12 protein-coding genes are annotated in these 16,149 nt (G+C 66.0%); 5 read left to right on the top strand and 7 right to left on the bottom strand.

Going from position 1 to position 16,149, the window contains the following annotated elements; translation table 11 throughout:
• Nucleotides 1-63 precede the first annotated feature (63 nt).
• Both G4Z14_RS08845 and G4Z14_RS08840 read left to right on the top strand, forming a co-directional pair.
• The gene (locus tag G4Z14_RS08845) at nucleotides 64-1,677 is read left to right on the top strand and encodes an autotransporter outer membrane beta-barrel domain-containing protein (protein ID WP_164624828.1); all 1,614 of its coding nucleotides are present in this window, start codon (nucleotides 64-66) and stop codon (nucleotides 1,675-1,677) included.
• A 147-nt stretch (nucleotides 1,678-1,824) separates the two neighbouring features.
• On the top strand, nucleotides 1,825-2,805 hold the full coding sequence (locus G4Z14_RS08840; RefSeq protein ID WP_164624826.1) for a glycosyltransferase family 2 protein: 981 nt from the start codon (nucleotides 1,825-1,827) through the stop codon (nucleotides 2,803-2,805).
• Nucleotides 2,806-2,809: 4 nt separating this feature from the next.
• Here the strand turns inward: G4Z14_RS08840 and G4Z14_RS08835 are convergent, their stop codons facing one another.
• The 6 genes from G4Z14_RS08835 to G4Z14_RS08810 all read right to left on the bottom strand — a co-directional run bounded on the left by G4Z14_RS08835 (nucleotide 2,810) and on the right by G4Z14_RS08810 (nucleotide 11,147).
• Nucleotides 2,810-4,009 carry a hypothetical protein gene (locus G4Z14_RS08835; protein WP_164624824.1) on the bottom strand — a complete coding sequence of 400 codons (1,200 nt, stop codon included), beginning with the start codon at nucleotides 4,007-4,009 and terminating at the stop codon, nucleotides 2,810-2,812.
• A 56-nt stretch (nucleotides 4,010-4,065) separates the two neighbouring features.
• The gene (locus tag G4Z14_RS08830; protein ID WP_164624821.1) at nucleotides 4,066-4,755 is read right to left on the bottom strand and encodes a class I SAM-dependent methyltransferase; all 690 of its coding nucleotides are present in this window, start codon (nucleotides 4,753-4,755) and stop codon (nucleotides 4,066-4,068) included.
• 80 nt (nucleotides 4,756-4,835) lie between these two features.
• Complete coding sequence (gene pepT, locus G4Z14_RS08825) at nucleotides 4,836-6,065, bottom strand: peptidase T (RefSeq protein WP_164624819.1); 1,230 nt, start codon at nucleotides 6,063-6,065, stop codon at nucleotides 4,836-4,838.
• A gap of 161 nt (nucleotides 6,066-6,226) precedes the next feature.
• On the bottom strand, nucleotides 6,227-9,553 hold the full coding sequence (carB, locus tag G4Z14_RS08820) for a carbamoyl-phosphate synthase large subunit (RefSeq protein ID WP_164624816.1): 3,327 nt from the start codon (nucleotides 9,551-9,553) through the stop codon (nucleotides 6,227-6,229).
• Nucleotides 9,554-9,684: 131 nt separating this feature from the next.
• Nucleotides 9,685-10,644: a phosphatase PAP2 family protein gene (locus G4Z14_RS08815; RefSeq protein WP_164624814.1), complete on the bottom strand. Its 960-nt coding sequence runs from the start codon at nucleotides 10,642-10,644 to the stop codon at nucleotides 9,685-9,687.
• 152 nt (nucleotides 10,645-10,796) lie between these two features.
• Complete coding sequence (locus G4Z14_RS08810; RefSeq protein WP_164624812.1) at nucleotides 10,797-11,147, bottom strand: DUF3147 family protein; 351 nt, start codon at nucleotides 11,145-11,147, stop codon at nucleotides 10,797-10,799.
• Nucleotides 11,148-11,271: 124 nt separating this feature from the next.
• Between G4Z14_RS08810 and G4Z14_RS08805 the strand changes: the two genes are divergently transcribed.
• Together G4Z14_RS08805 and G4Z14_RS08800 are read left to right on the top strand one after the other, a co-directional pair.
• Complete coding sequence (locus G4Z14_RS08805; RefSeq protein WP_164624810.1) at nucleotides 11,272-12,438, top strand: aminodeoxychorismate synthase component I; 1,167 nt, start codon at nucleotides 11,272-11,274, stop codon at nucleotides 12,436-12,438.
• Nucleotides 12,396-13,034 carry an aminotransferase class IV gene (locus tag G4Z14_RS08800; protein ID WP_164624808.1) on the top strand — a complete coding sequence of 213 codons (639 nt, stop codon included), beginning with the start codon at nucleotides 12,396-12,398 and terminating at the stop codon, nucleotides 13,032-13,034. The genes G4Z14_RS08805 and G4Z14_RS08800 overlap by 43 nt, the downstream gene beginning before the upstream one ends.
• A gap of 556 nt (nucleotides 13,035-13,590) precedes the next feature.
• Here the strand turns inward: G4Z14_RS08800 and G4Z14_RS08795 are convergent.
• Entirely contained in the window at nucleotides 13,591-15,036 is a 1,446-nt protein-coding gene (locus G4Z14_RS08795) for an MORN repeat-containing protein (protein ID WP_164624806.1), read from the bottom strand.
• Between the two features lie 124 nt (nucleotides 15,037-15,160).
• Between G4Z14_RS08795 and G4Z14_RS08790 the strand changes: the two genes are divergently transcribed.
• Nucleotides 15,161-16,108, top strand: coding sequence for a class 1 fructose-bisphosphatase (locus tag G4Z14_RS08790; protein ID WP_164624804.1), 948 nt, complete (start codon nucleotides 15,161-15,163; stop codon nucleotides 16,106-16,108).
• The last annotated feature ends 41 nt before the right edge of the window (nucleotides 16,109-16,149 follow it).

Raw genomic sequence — 16,149 nt, 5'->3', positions numbered from 1 at the left:
AACACGCCGGATCGGCCATTCCGTGACCAACAGCTTTTATTCAGGCTTAGGGGGAAATGCATCATGGCGACGATCAATCTGACATCCATCTACTCAAACCTCGGGGACTGGCCCGGCCGGCTTTTCGAGACGGGCACCGACACCACGATCCTGACGACGACGGCGACAAGTTTCGTCTTTCGGCTGGGGCCAAGCGCTGGAGACTTTGCCGATTTTCGCATCGTGGTCAGCGGCACCGGGTTTGCCTATGACGGCGGAGAGCCGATTGCCGGCAAGATGGGTTCGGTGCAGGTGCTAGATGGCAGCGGCAATCTGGTCATCGGCTTCACCAATCTGGGCAACAACAGCTTCGTGAACGACCTGAGCCAGTTCTACGCCAGTTGCTTTGGCACGCTCGACAGCGGGGATGGCGACGGAATTGACCCTCAGTACTGGTCGGCCTGGGGTCAGTTGACGGCCGGCAACGACACCATCAACGGCACCGACGGCGACGACTGGCGAAATATTGTCGGCTTTGATGCCGGCAATGATCTGTATCTGATGGGGGCTGGCGATGACTGGATCGCCGCCGCGCTTGGCAAGGATACGCTCAACGGTGGTGACGGTTATGACACCGTGTCCTATCAGGAGACGAACTGGATCCTTGGCGCGGCGGCCTTTCGGGGGGCCACGATCAACATGCAGACCGGTGTAGTGCTGGACCCCTGGGGCGGGCGCGATCTGCTGATCGGCATCGAGGAAGTGCAAGGATCCCGCTTCAACGACAGCTACACCGGCAACAACATCAACCGCGACCGTTTCATGGGGTTGCGGGGGCGCGATACGATTGATGGCGGCGCGAACAGCTTTACCGCCGGGGGCGCTGTGGACGACGACCGCCGCGACGAGGCGCGGTATCATCGTGACGCGGCCGATGGTGGGCGACGTGGCATCATTGTCGATCTGGAAACCGGCTTTGCCAACAACTCGATCTCCGGCACGATCCGCGACGGCTTTGGCAACCTCGACGTGGTGCGCGACATCGAACGCGTGGTCGGCACGCGGTTCAATGACACCTTTGTCGGTTCGCGGATGAGCAATGTGTTTTCCGGTGGGCAAGGCGTGGACAGTTTTGACGGAGAGGGGGATTTCGACAGCATCGACTTCGGCCGCGTCACCGGCAATTCCGGCGTGAGCAGCGGCATCGTCGTGAACTTCACGCTGGCCACCGGCCAGATCCAGAATGACGGCTATGGCAATGTCGAGACCGCGCTGAATATCGAAAGCGTCTGGGGAACCCACCTTGACGACTTTGCCCGCGGCAATGCCCGGGAGGAGGAATTCTATCTGGCCGACGGTCGCGACACCGTGACCGGCGGCGGCGGTAGCGACAGTTTCGTGTGGGATAACACGATCGAGCTGGGCGATGGGGACCGGATCACCGATTTTCAGGCGACAGGACCTGCTGCCGACCGGCTTGGCTTCAACACACCGGACATCGAAGGCATGACCGGCACGCTGACTCTGGTCAACGGCACGGCGGCAACGCAGGCCGGGGTGGGAACCTTCGTGTTCAATGCGGCCAACAACACCCTGTTCTGGGACCGCGACGGTGCGGGCGGTGCGGCGCAGGTTGCGGTTGTGGTACTGGTCGGCGTGACCGCTCTGTCGGCGGCGAACTTCGATCTTTGGACCTGAGGCCGGGCACGTCGCGCCCAAGGCCGGCCAGAGGGACCTTTCGCAAGACGGGTGCCTCTGGCCCTTGGTCCGGCGCGACAGGGGCGGGCGCGGATTGCATCGGGTCCGCAGGGACACTAGCCTCGGGCCAGTTTGCGGAGATTGCCCATGCCACCCAGTTGGGCCGTGGTTGCCACGGTTGACGAACCGGCCCCGCTGGTTGCGGCCTTTGTCGCCCATCACCTGAATGAAGGCGCGCAGGCGGTGCATCTGTTCCTCGACAAGGGCGATCCGGAGACGGTGCGGCTGTTGCGCGGGATGAAGGGCTGTCTCCTGACCCGCTGCAACAAGGACCATTGGGAGGCGCATAACAACGGCACCCATCCCTATCTGCATACCCGTCGCCAGATCATCAACGCCAACATCGCCTATGCGGCCTGCCGGGCCGACTGGCTGATCCATTGCGACGCCGACGAGTTCATCCGGGACGGCGCGGCGGTTTCTGCGGCACTGGCCAAGGCGCCGGCCGATTGCGACCACCTGCGCCTGCGGGTGGCCGAACGGGTGATGCCGGCGACGGCGACTCAGAGCGGGCTGTTCGACGGCATCTTCCGTCTGCCGGCGCATAGCCAGGACACCGCCCTGGCCGAGATCTACCATCCGGTTGCGGCCTATCTCGATCGGGGGCTGACGGGGCACCCGAATGGCAAGGGCGTGGTGCGGGTGGGCCGCGGGCTGACGCTTGGCATCCATCAGCCGACGCCGGAAATCCCCTCGCTGCCGATCCCCGGCACCCGGCTGTTGCATTTCGACGGGCTGACCGAGTTCCACTACCTGCTGAAACTGCTGCGCCGGGCGCATGAAAAGCCGCTACCCGGCCCGCCGCGCCACAAGCCGGGGCGGCTAGGGCAGATTGACGCGATGAAGGAGAACGCCGCGGACCCCGAGTTTTTCCGCGCGCTGGTCCGCGCCCTGAAAACCCTGACTGCGGCGCAAGAGGCGCGGCTGACAGCGCTGGACGTGATCGACACCACCGCCTTTGCGCCAAACCTAGGCGGGCTGGCGCTGGACCTTTCGGTCGCCAGCTTCGATGCGGCACTGCGTGAAAAGCTGGCGAAGTTTCTCGATCAGATCGGCTTTCAGGCCTGATGCCTCAGTTCAGCCAGATGGCAAACAGCATGGGATCGCCCGTCAGCATGTTTTCGAACTGCATCCAGCTTTCACCCGACACCAGCGGCCCCTGTTCCAGATAGGGTACGGCAGACCAGCCCTGAATCCAGCCTGCGACATCCTGCGGGCCGGGGGAGAGGAAGAGCTTTTGCAGGTTCACCCCGCCAGCATCCCCCATCCGCCAATAGGGGATCAGCTTTTCCCCGGTCAAAAGCGCCTCGGCGTCGGCCAGCACCGCCTGCCAGCGCGCGCCAGTCTCCGGTGGCAGCGGCAGGCCCAGACCCGAGTGCTGACGCGCATTCGGCAGCCATTCCTGCGCGTTGTCGGTTTCGGCCTCGACAAGCGCCCAGAACCGGCGGTTCTGGGCGATCATGGACAGGAAATGGCCATGCGCCTTGGCCGCCCGCCCGGCGTCGGGTTGCTGCCGCAGGGTGATCAAAGCCATGGCGATGATGTCGATTTCATCGGGCATGCGATCCATGCCGGTCAGGAAGCTGGGCGGCGGCGGGCCATAGGCGGCCATGGCCTTGCGCGCCTCGATCACGCGGGTCAGCGGCTCTGTCGGGTCATAGGCCAGCACGCATTCGGCGATGCCCGACAGAAGATGCGCATAGGCCGTGGCCCAGGCGGCATCGGCAATGTCGAAGCGGATGGTCGGCGGGTCAACGGCCGGGCTCTCGATCACGCCGGGCGAGATGTCAAAGATCAGGAAGCGGGCGATCTCCTGCAAGTCCTCGCCCGGCTCGCGGGTGGCATTGGCATTCACGTCGAACCACAAATCTCCAAGGCTTAATTCCAGCGCAGCGGGTGAGGCGTCGGGCAGGGTGGAGAAGGTGGCGATGGCGCGGGCCAGCCCGGTCTCGGCCTCCGAAAAGATCTGCGCGACGACTCGCGGCTCGAACGGCTTGGCGGCGGGGTTGTCGTCCAGTGGCAGACGCAGGAGCGGCAGCAGGCCCGAACGGTCGGTCACGCCATAAGTCCATCGGGTCTGGAACGAACCTTCGATGGCGTGCAGGAATTGCACCGCGCCAAGCGCCAGCGTGTCATCGTCGGTGGGGGCGGCAAGGGCGGCAAGCCGGGCCTCGGTCGCGGCAAGGCCCGCGCGGGCAATTTCGGCAGAGAGGGTCTCGGCGTGGGCCGGGGCAGCAGCAAGAAGTCCGGCCAGAAGGAATTTCCTGAACATGGGGCACCTCAATGCCCGTCAGGCTCTGCGCATTGCGTGCAGAAATCAACCGGAATTCAGCGGCCACCCATCGGCGTGGCCCGGATCAGCAGCTGCCCGCGGGGCAACTCGGTTTCCCGCGGTTCCGGATCGAACCCCGCTGCCCGTGCCGTGGCCAGCACATCGGAAAGCCGGTGATGCCAGGGGGCGCGGTCGGGGTGGGTGACGACGCCGTCGGGCTGGCGATGGGGTCTGGCGAAGCCGTCATCGGGCACGGTGAAGACTGTGAACATCAGCCAGTCGAGGTGGGGAAAACAGGCGCGGATCCGGGTCAGGCCATGGGCAAGATGGCCAAGCGGCAGGTGGGTGAAGACCGCGAAGGCAAGGGCATGGGTGATGGTGTCGGGCAGGCCTGGGAAGTCGAAATTCGCATCCTCGATCAGGTGATCCGGGGAAAGCCGGGATTTGTCCGCGATTTCCATCTCATAGCCACGACGCAACAGGTCGCCGGACAGGTCGGTCGCCCAGTAATGGCCCGGGCGCAGATACGGCACGAGCCGGCAGCCCAGCCGCAAGGAGCCCGCGCCGATGTCGAGGAAATGGTGCTGCGGCTCCAGCCCGGCATGCAGCAGGAGTTGCATCTGGATCAGACCCGTCTCCTCCCACCGCCCGCCGACGATGTCGCGGTGCCGGCCCTTGGCCAGGGCCTCGGCGTAGAAGCCGGGCTTGTGATAGGGCGAGACGGGACGCTCTTTGCCACTGGACATGGGGTTGCTCGGGTTCGGGATCGGGTCTGGCCCCGGGGACGCTGTCCCCGGACCTCTGGAGTATTGCGGCCAAGAAGGAGTCAGCGGGCGGCTTTCTGGACCAGGGTCAGCATCAGGTCGGTCGCCTTAGCCATGTCCTGCACCGAGACCCATTCGAGCGGACCGTGGATTTCCTGCATGCCGGTGAAGAGGTTGGGGCAGGGCACGCCCATTTCGGTCAGCCGCGAGCCATCGGTGCCGCCGCGGATCGGGACCGAGACCGGCTCAAGCCCAAGGTCGCGGGCGGCGGCGCGGGCAAGGTCGACCGGGGTCATGTCGGTTTCCAGCCAGTAGCGCATGTTGCGGTATTGCGGCTGGATGGTGCAGGTGATCTCGGCGCGGGGTTCGGTAGCCTGCACGGCGGCGCAGACGGCGCGCAGGATCTCGCCCTTTTGCGCCAACCCGTCGCGCTCGAAGTCGCGCAGGATGAATTTCAGGGTCATTTCCGAGGAGCCGCCGGTCATGTCGGTGGCATGGATGAAGCCCTCGCGCCCGTCCGTCAGTTCGGGCAGCATCGTGTGCTGTGGGAGCGCGGCGATGATCTTGGCGGCAAGGTGGATGGCATTGACCATCTTGCCCTTGGCCAGACCGGGGTGGATGGAGACGCCTTTGATCCGCACGATCGCGCCGTCGGCCGAGAAGCTTTCATACTCGATCTCGCCCACCATGCCGCCGTCGAAAGTATAGGCGAAATCGACGCCGAGGTCGGCGGGCAGGCGCGTGTCGACGCCGCGGCCGATTTCCTCGTCCGGGGTGAAGGCGAGGCGGATCTTGCCATGCGGGATATGGGGATTGGCCAGCAGGTGGCGCGCGGCGGTCATCAGGATGGCAACGCCGGCCTTGTCATCGGCCCCCAGCAGAGTGAGGCCTGAGGCCACCACGATGTCATGGCCCTGTTTCGTGGCCAGCTCGGGGGAGATTTCCGGCGTGAGTGTCAGCGCGGGATTGTCCGGGTAGCTGATCGCCCCGCCATTGTAGCCCCGGATCACGCGGGGCTTCACGCCGGTGGCGTTGAACTGGGGGGCGGTGTCGACATGGGCGAGAAAGCCGATGGTCGGGCCGGGGGCCGTGGCGGGGAGGGTGGCCAGAACGGTGCCGTATTCGGTGATCCGGACTTCGGCGGCGCCGATCTCGTGAAGCTCGGCTTCGAGAAGCCGGGCCATGTCCAGCTGGATCGCGGTTGACGGGGCCGTGGGGCTGTCGGCATCGGACTGGCTGTCGATGGCGCAGTAGCGGGTCAGGCGGGATTCAAGCTCGGTCAGGAAGGACATTTGGGCCTCATCAGGTTTGGGCCGAGTTGGGGGAAGGTGGAGATGGGTGTCAAGGGTGAAGGGGATGACAAGCGATTGGGGCGGGTGGGGGGATCACCCACCCTACGCTTCACCGCGAACGACCCCGGAAACGCCGGGGTCGCGGTTTGCCCGCCCGTCCCTTACCCCTGCAGCGTCCTCACCCCATAGCCATCGCCCCGCGCCTTCATCGCCGCCACTACGGCGATGCTTGCCGCCGCGGTGGTGAAGTAGGGGATCTTGTCCATCAGCGCCACGCGGCGGATGTCGCGGCTGTCGGAAATCGCCTGATTGCCCTCGGTGGTGTTCATCACGAGGGCAATGTCGTTGTTCTTCAGCCGGTCAACGATGTTCGGACGGCCTTCCCAGACCTTGTTGACCTGAGTGGCGGCGATGCCCTCGGCGGTCAGCCAAGCCGCGGTGCCCTTGGTCGCCACAATCTCGAAGCCAAGCGCGATCAGGTCGCGCAGGGCGCTCGCGAAGGTAGGGGTCTTGTCCATGTCCTTGATCGAGACGAAGGCGCGGCCGGTTTCGGGCAACACGACGCCCGCCCCCATCTGCGCCTTGAGGAAGGCCAGCGCGAAGGTGCGGTCCCAGCCCATGACCTCGCCGGTCGAGCGCATTTCCGGCCCCAGCACCGGGTCGACGCCGGGGAAGCGGGCGAAGGGCAGCACGGCCTCCTTGACGCTGAACCACGGGGTGATCGGATTGGCCAGTGTGTTGGGGTCCGCCAGCGGCAGCAGGCTGTCAGGGCCGATGCCGGCGGAGTAGGGCGCGCGTTCGGGGAAGTTCGACAGCGGCTCGCCCGCCATCAGCCGGGCGGCGATGGAGGCAATGGCGCTGTCGGTGGCCTTGGCGACGAAGGGCACGGTGCGCGAGGCGCGCGGGTTCACTTCAAGGACGTAGATTACGCCGTCCTTGATGGCGAATTGCACGTTCATCAGCCCGACCACGTTCAGGGCCTTGGCCATGATGACGGTCTGGCGTTTCAGCTCTTCCACCACATCTGCCGACAACTGGTGCGGCGGCAGGCAGCAGGCGGAATCTCCGGAATGCACCCCGGCTTCCTCGATATGTTCCATGATGCCGGCGACATGGACATTCTGGCCATCGGAGAGCGCATCCACGTCAACCTCGACCGCGCCGGACAGGTAGCTGTCCAGCAGCACGGGGCTGTCGCCCGAAACCTGCACGGCGGTGGAGATGTAGCGTTCAAGCTGCGCATCGTCGCGGACGATTTCCATCGCCCGGCCGCCCAGCACGAAAGAGGGGCGGATCACCAAGGGGTAGCCGACATCCTTGGCCACGGCGAAAGCCTCGTCGCGCGAGCGGGCGGTGCCGTTGTGCGGCTGTTTCAGGTTCAAGGATTGCAGAAGTTGCTGGAAGCGTTCGCGGTCCTCGGCCAGATCAATGGCGTCGGGCGTGGTGCCGAGGATCGGGATGCCCTCGTCGTGCAGGGCGTTGGCCAGTTTCAGCGGGGTCTGGCCGCCGAACTGCACGATGACGCCGTGCAGCGTGCCGTTCTCCCGCTCGACCCGCAGGATTTCCAGCACATGCTCGAGCGTCAGCGGTTCGAAATAGAGCCGGTCCGAGGTGTCATAGTCGGTCGAAACCGTCTCGGGGTTGCAGTTGACCATGATGGTCTCATAGCCCGCGGCGGTCAGCGCATAGCAGGCATGGCAGCAGCAATAGTCAAACTCGATGCCCTGACCGATGCGGTTCGGGCCGCCGCCAAGGATGACGACCTTTTTCGCGTTCGACGGGCGGGATTCGCACTCCACGTCGCCCATCGCCGGGGCTTCGTAGGTGGAATACATGTAGGGGGTCTGGGCCTCGAACTCGGCAGCGCAGGTGTCGATGCGCTTGAACACCGCCGTCACACCCAGATTGCGGCGGGCACGGCGGACCTGCGCCTCGTCGCGGCCGGTCAGAGTCGCCAGCCGCTTGTCGGTAAAGCCCATCATCTTCAGCGCGCGCAGGCCCGAGGCGTCGAGGGGCAGGCCGTTCTTCTTCACCTCCGCCTCGGTGTCGATGATCTCGCGGATGCGGTTCAGGAACCACGGGTCAAAAGCGGTGGCGGCGATGATCTCGTCATTGGTCAGGCCGTGGCGCATGGCTTGCGCAATCACCCGCAGGCGGTCGGGCGTGGCCTGACCAAGGGCTTTCATGATCGAGGCCTTGTCGGGGGCGCCGGGGATGGCGATCTCGTCAAAGCCCGAGAGGCCGGTTTCAAGGCTGGCCAGCGCCTTTTGCAGGCTTTCGTGGATGGTGCGGCCGATGGCCATGGCTTCGCCGACCGATTTCATCGCGGTGGTCAGGTTGGGTTCCGAGCCGGGGAATTTTTCAAAGGCAAAGCGCGGGATCTTGGTCACGACATAGTCGATGGTCGGCTCGAAGCTGGCGGGCGTGACCTTGGTGATGTCGTTGTCCAGCTCGTCCAGCGTATAGCCGACCGCCAGCTTGGCGGCGATCTTGGCAATCGGGAAGCCGGTGGCCTTGGACGCCAGCGCCGAGGACCGCGAGACGCGCGGGTTCATCTCGATCACCACCATGCGGCCATCGGCGGGGTTGATCGCCCATTGCACGTTCGACCCGCCGGTTTCGACGCCGATCTCGCGCAGCACGGCGATCGAGCCGTTGCGCATGATCTGGTATTCCTTGTCGGTCAGCGTCAGCGCCGGGGCGACAGTGATGGAATCGCCGGTATGCACGCCCATCGGGTCGATGTTCTCGATCGAGCAGACGATGATGGCGTTGTCGGCCTTGTCGCGCACCACCTCCATCTCGTATTCCTTCCAGCCGAGCAGCGACTGGTCGACCAGAACCTGCGCGACGGGAGAGGCTTCAAGGCCGGACTTGATGATCGCCTCATAGTCGTCGCGGTTGTAGGCCACGCCGCCGCCGGTGCCGCCCATGGTGAAGGCGGGGCGGATGATGGCGGGCAGGCCGACGTATTCCAACGCTTCCATCGCTTCGCGGATCCCGGCGGCGATGTCATATTTGCCGTTCACCTTGGGGGCGGCAATGATGGTGGCTTTCGGGTTTTCCAACCCGATGCGGTCCATCGCCTCGCGGAAAAGCTTGCGATCTTCTGCCATTTCGATGGCTTCACGCTTGGCGCCGATCAGCTCGACATTGAACTTTTCCAACACACCCATGTCGGCCAGTGCCAAGGCGGTGTTCAGCCCGGTCTGCCCGCCCATGGTGGGCAGCAAAGCGTCGGGGCGTTCCTTCTCGATGATCTTGGCGACAACTTCGGGGGTGATCGGCTCGATATAGGTGGCATCCGCCAGACCGGGGTCGGTCATGATGGTGGCGGGGTTCGAGTTGACCAGGATGACCCGGTAGCCCTCCTCGCGCAGCGCCTTGCAGGCCTGTGCGCCGGAGTAGTCGAACTCGCAGGCCTGACCGATGACGATGGGGCCCGCGCCGATGATCATGATGGATTTGATATCGGTTCTCTTCGGCATGGCCAGTCTCCTTTGATTGCGCCCCCGACGCGCAAAACTTCGTGGGTTATAGCCATGTGCGTCATGGGCGCAACCCCCCGACCAGAGGGAGCGCGGCAATTTTGACGCGGGTTGAAACGTCGGGCTGCGGCCTAGAATTTGGTCTCGAACATCAGCCCGACACCGTCCCGCGTGGGATAGGGGTTCACCGTGTAGCCACGCCGGCGATACTGCTCGTTGGAGTCGAGCACGACATTGCCGATGGCAATGCCGATCAGCGAGCCCGCCACCATGTCCGAGACCCAGTGGTGGTGCCCTTTGATATCCGAGGCAGCCAGGACGCCGACGACCCCATAGGGCACCCAGGAGTTGTCATAGATCCCGGAATAGACCCGCGCGACGGCAAAATACTGGGTGAAATGGTACGAGGGCATCGAGGTGCCGTAGCCGTCGGAAGCCAGCGAAATGCCGTGGAAATTGCCGAAATCAAGCGGGTCGTCAGTGTAGATGTCGCTTGAGGTCGGATTGTCCAGATCGGGGTAGGGCCGCTTGCGTCCGATCACCGATTTCAGCACGATCTGGCTGGTCAGCACCGAATAGGCCAGCGCCTTGGTGGACAGCAGCGCCGCGCGTCTGGCCTGATCGTCCTTGGCAACGGCGCCATAAAGGTAGGTCGCGCCGATGGAGCTGAGCAGCCAGCCATCCTCTTTCACCAGTCCCAGCTTGTCGAAGCCGGATTGCCAGGGCAATTCCGGCAGGGAAAAGCCGCTCAGCGCCTTTTCGACATGGTTCTGATAGGCGTTGGTCACCGACCTGTCGGCCAGCACCAGCAGGCCAATCCCCAGAAGCGCGTTCCTTGTGGCCCTGGGATGGTCCAGCGGATAGCGCAGGATGCCCTTCAGATCGGCTCCGATCGTGGCATAGGCTTCGCGCCACGGCGCGGAAAGGCGCAGATCCGGGTTTCCGGCCGTCGCCTCGGCATCGGGCCCAAGGTTGAATTCAAGCGGGACCGCCGGCATCTGCTCGGCTTGGGCAGGAAGGCCCTGCAGCAGCGTCAGGGCCAGCAGGCTGGCAAGGCGACGGACGCCCGATCTGAAGGTATTGCAAGCCATGATCCACATGCACCAAGGAGTTGTGCCGCAAACCTAGAGAGGATTGCCGCCGGTCCCAAGCCGCCCTGTTCCGACCTGCGGTTTTGTTGCCATTTTGCCGCAGGCCGCGGATGGGGCGGCGACGGTGCGGCCTGCGGGGGCAGATGCGGGGGTTAGAGCTTCAACCCGAAGCGTGGCCCGATCCAGAGCATCAACAGGTAAAGCGCGATGTTCAGGGCGCAGCTGGCGGCAAGCGCCGGCCAGAAGCCCCAGCCCGCGCGCAGCATCGCAGGAAGCGTGAAGAACATCGGAATCGAGGGGGCAAGGAACCAGATCGTGCCGATGGAATGGGCGGCAAGGCGTTCCACGTCCTGCGTGTCGCGCCAGAGCCAGATCATCGACAGGATCGACACCAAGGGCAGCGAGACGATCAGCGCCCCGATCCCCGGAAAGCGCCGGGCGGTTTCCGAGGCCAACGCGACCAGCAGGCCGGAGATCGCAGCTTTGATGAGAAGATAGGTCATGGCCCGAGACAGTGTTTGCGCCGGGCGTTCCGGTCAAGGGGGCAAGTCGGGGCAGGTCGGAAAATGCAGCGCAGGCGGCGGGCAGGCACTGGTCAGCGCGCAGCGATCGGCTTAGCTAGGGGGCATGGAAAAACGCGCCCCTTCAGGTCTGGAACAGGTGTTGGTCGAGGACGGTCCGGCGGGCCTGCCCGCGCTGTTCGACGCCGCGGCCGAGGTTCTGATAGCCCGGACCGGGGCCGAGATGCCGGGGCTGCTGGCCGCGCTCGACCGGGCGCGGGCCGACGGGTTCTGGGTGGCGGGATACATCAGCTACGAGGCGGGCTATGCACTGGAGCCGAAGCTCGCTGCGCTGGAACCTTCGGGCGGCGGCCCCCGCGCTGTGTTCGGCGTCTTTCCCGCGCCCAAACCCGCAGGGCCGCTTGTGGACCGGGCGGCGTCCGAGGCTGCGGGCGTGGCTCTGGCCCTGGTGGAGCCCATGGTCAGCCGGGCGGAGTATGACGCCGCGATGGCCAGGGTGATGGGCTATATCGGCGCGGGCGACTGCTATCAGATCAACCTGACCTTCCCGATGCGCACGACGCTGCTGCAAGGTTCGGCGCTGGGCCTTTACGGTGCGCTGCGCGCCCGGCAGGCGGTGGGGCGCGGGGCCTTTGTCGATCTGGGTGTCGGGCCGGTTCTGGTGTCGCGCAGTCCCGAGCTGTTCATCGCCGTGACATCCGAAGGCCGGATCGAGGCCCGCCCGATGAAGGGCACCGCCCCGCGCGATGCCGACCCGGTGGTGGATGCCGAACTGGCCGAAGAACTGCGCGCAAGCGAAAAGGGACAGGCGGAAAACCTGATGATTGTTGACCTTCTGCGCAACGACATCAGCCGCGTGGCCAAGGTTGGCTCGGTCAAGGTGCCGAAGCTCTTTGCCGTCGAAACCTATGCCACCGTGCATCAGATGGTCTCGACCGTGGTGGGTGATCTGGTACAGCCGCCGTCGATGGCCGGGGTGATGGAAGCGCTGTTTCCCTGTGGCTCGATCACCGGGGCGCCGAAGATCCGCGCGATGGAAATCATCCATGAGGTCGAACCCTTTGCCCGCGGCGCCTATTGCGGCGCGATCGGCTGGATGGCGCCGGATGGCGCGGCGCGCTTCAATGTGGCGATCCGCACGCTGTCGGTGACGGGGCGGGACATCGTGCTGAATGTCGGCGGCGGGGTGGTGCAGGACAGCACGGCCTCTGGCGAATGGGAGGAGGCCTTGTGGAAAGCGCGCTACGTTCAGGGGCTGGTGAGCCGGGGCTGAAGCTGATCGAGACGCTGCGGGTCGGCAGCACGCCGGCCCGGCGGGCGCTGCACCGGGCGCGGATGGCGGCCGGCGCGGCGGCGCTGGGCTGGGGGTTCGACGCGGCCGGCTTCGATCGGGCGGTGCAGGTGGACCCGGCCGCGGGCCTGCGGCTGCGGCTGACGCTTGACGCCGGGGGCCGGTTCGAGGCGACGCAGGCCGCCTTGCCCGCAATGCGGGCGGAGTGGGGGTTGGCGCTGGCCGGGACACGGCTCTTGTCCTCCGACCCATGGTTGCGGATCAAGTCCACGCGACGGGCGGTCTATGACACGGCACGGGCCGGGATGCCGGAGGGAGTTGAGGAACTGCTGTTTCAGAACGAACGCGGCGAGGTCTGCGATGGCACCATCACCACGCTGTTCTTCGACCGGGGAGACGGCATGCGCACGCCGCCCCTGTCCAGCGGGTTGTTGCCCGGCGTACTGCGCGCCGAACTGGCCTGCCCGGAACAGGTGCTGCAGGCCGATGACCTGCCCCGTGTCCGGCTCTGGGTCGGCAATGCTCTGCGCGGGCTGATCCCTGCGGTCTGGCAGGGGCTCCCGGCGCGGGAGGTCTGACGCGGGTGGTTCGCGGTGGTGTCCTTGGTCGGGGGGCGGAGCGGCCCGCGGGGGGTGCCAGCGCGTAGTCGGGGCGGCGCAGGCAGCGGAGCCCTCAGGACACCGTTCTGCCAGATGCCTTCAGAGGTCTCACCATTCTTGCAGGTCAGCTTGCGGCCCTTGACGCTTGCCCTTGTAGAACCCGCCCCCATGGCTGTCGCCGTCGGGCTGGGTAGTCCAGCCTTGGCCATGGCTCCGCGCCGGGTCGCCCGCTTGACGGGGACGGCCGGGCGGCCATGGGGAAAGGGGACGCCTTGCCCTGCGGTCAGGGCGTGGTCGCTGTGCCGGTGTCGGCTCGGGTGAACCAGCCATGGCCATGGCTCCGCGCCGGGTCACCCGCTCGACGGGGATGACCAAGCTGCCATGGGGAATCGGGACGCTTTGCCCTGCCGTCAGGGCGTGACGCCTGTCGTCGTCAGGCTGGGCAGGCCTGCCCCGGCCAAGGCTCCGCGCCGGGTCGCCCGCTTGACGGGGACGACCGGGCGGCCACGGGGAATTGGGACGCCTTGCCGTGTAGTCAGGGCGTGGTCGCTGTGCCGGTGTCGGGCGCGGCGGGCAGCGGGGCCTTCAGGATACCGTTCTGCCAGATGCCTTCCGAAGTCTCGCCATTCTTGTAGGTCAGCTTGCCCGGCCCCTGACGCTTGCCCTTGAAGAACCCGCCCTCATAGCTGTCGCCGGTCGGATAGCTGGCCAGACCCTTGCCCTGCATCTCGCCCGTCTCCCAGTCGCCTTCATAGCTGAAGCCATCGGGTTGGGTGAGCTTGCCGCGGCCATGGCGCTTGTCGGCCTTGAAGCTGCCTTCGTAGACGGTGCCATCGGCCCAAGTCGCCTTGCCCGCGCCTTCGCGCAGACCCGCCTTCCACGCCCCGTCATAGCTGTAGCCATCGGGATAGGTCATCACGCCGCGACCTTCGGGTTTGCCGTTGACGAGCGCGCCGCTGTAGCTGGTGCCATCGGCATGGCGCAGCGAGCCGCTGCCGGTCATGGCGCCCTTCGTCCAGCGCCCGTCATAGGCGGCGCCGTCGGGATAGGTGATCTTGCCGGTGCCATCGGGCAGGTTTTCGGCAAAGCGCCCCTGATAGACTGCGCCATCGGCATAGGTCATCTGGCCGATGCCCTGCATTGCGCCGGCCTCCCACGCGCCCTGATAGCGGCTGCCGTCAGGGCTGGTGAACCGGCCCTGCCCCTGCCGCTGGTCGGCCGCGAAGCTGCCCTCATAGACCGAGCCGTCGGCATAGCTGAGCTTGCCGTCGCCGTCGCGCCGTCCTTCGCGGAACTGGCCTTCGTAGACATCGCCCGACGGGTGGGTCAGCTTGCCCTTGCCGTTGATCTGCCCGGCCTGCCACTGGCCGGCATAGCTCAGCCCGTCGGGCATGGTGAGGCGGCCCTCGCCCTCGCGCCGGTCGGCCTTGAACTCGCCGTCATAGGTCGCGCCATCGGGATAGGTGATGCGGCCCTTGCCCTCTTTCACCCCCTGCACCCAGGCTCCTTCATAGCGCAGGCCCCTGGCATCGGTCAGCACGCCCGAGCCGTCATGCTTGCCCGCCTTGAACTGGCCCTCATAGACCGAGCCGTCGGCATAGGCCGCGCGGCCGGTGCCGGAAATCTCGCCGGCCGCCCAGGCGCCCTCATAGCTGCCACCATCGGCATAGGTGATCTTGCCGGCGCCATCCGGCTTGCCTGCCGCGAAATTCCCCTCATAGACCGAGCCATTCGGATAGCGCGCCCGGCCTTTGCCCTGAATCTGGCCCTTGGCCCATTCGCCTTCGTATTCAAAACCCGAAGGCAGGCGATAGATGCCCATGCCGTCCTGCAACCCGTCCTTGAAGGTGCCCTCATAGACCGAGCCGTCATTGTATTGCTTGGTAATCACCTCGCCCTCGGCCTGCGCCAGCGCCGGGGACACGAGGGCCAGTGTGGCGAGCGAGGCCAGCACCAAGGGGGAAAAACCGGGCAGTCGCATCGGGCAGGCCTTCGAAAACGGGACGGGCAGGGGCTGAGGCCAGAGACTAGGGGGGCATCGGGCCTCTGGCAAGCCGGGTCGGTTCGCGGCATGAAGGGGGAGTGTGATCCAAGGAGCCCTGCCGATGCCCGCCTTTCCGCCTGCCCACGTTCCCCCCGGATTGTTGCCGCTGATGGAGGCCGTTGCCGCTGCGGCGATGACGCTGGCCGCGCGGATCGCCCGCAACGGGGTGGCGGAACATCTTGGCGCCGCCGCCGGGGTGAACAGCGATGGCGACGCGCAGAAGGCGCTGGACGTGATCGCGGACGAGGTGTTCCTTGCGGCGGCCCGCGCGGGCGGAGTTCGCCACTATGCCTCCGAGGAGCAGGAGACGGTGCTGGACCTTGGCGCGGGCGCATGGGCGCTGGCGATTGATCCGCTGGACGGCTCGTCCAACATCGACACCAACGTCTCGGTCGGCACGATCTTTTCGGTCTACCCGGCGGCGGCCCATCCCGAGGCGAGCTTCCTGCGGCCGGTGGCAGAGCAGATCGGCGCGGGCTATGTGATCTACGGCCCGCAGGTGGCGCTGGTCTGTTCCTTCGGGCAGGGCGTGCAGCGCTATGTGCTGGACCTGGATGCGCGGGCCTTCGTGCTGGTCGACGTGGCCGCGGCCATCCCGCCCGCGGCGGCGGAGTTTGCCATCAATGCCTCGAACTACCGGCACTGGCCGGCGCCGGTGCGCGCCTTTGTCGACGAATGTCTGGCCGGGACCGAAGGGCCGCGGGCGCGGAATTTCAACATGCGCTGGATTGCCTCGCTGGTGGCCGAGGCACACCGGATCTTCATCAGGGGCGGGGTGTTCCTCTACCCGGCGGATGGGCGCAAGGGCTATGAGGCGGGGCGCCTGCGGCTGGTTTATGAATGCGCGCCAATGGCTTATCTTGCAGTGCAGGCGGGCGGCGGAGCGACGGACGGGCAGGGCGCCATTCTGGACATGGTGCCAGCGACCCTGCACCAGCGCGTGCCCTTTGTCTTTGGCAGCCGCGCCAAGGTGGACCGGGTGGCAGCCCATTTTGCGGGCGAGGCCTGAGCCTTTCCCTTCCTTCGGAACCTGATAAAGATCTGGCCTTG

Source organism: Tabrizicola oligotrophica (assembly GCF_011008935.1).
GTDB classification, from domain to species: Bacteria; Pseudomonadota; Alphaproteobacteria; order Rhodobacterales; family Rhodobacteraceae; genus Tabrizicola_A; species Tabrizicola_A oligotrophica.
This window is presented reverse-complemented; position numbering and strand designations above follow the sequence as displayed.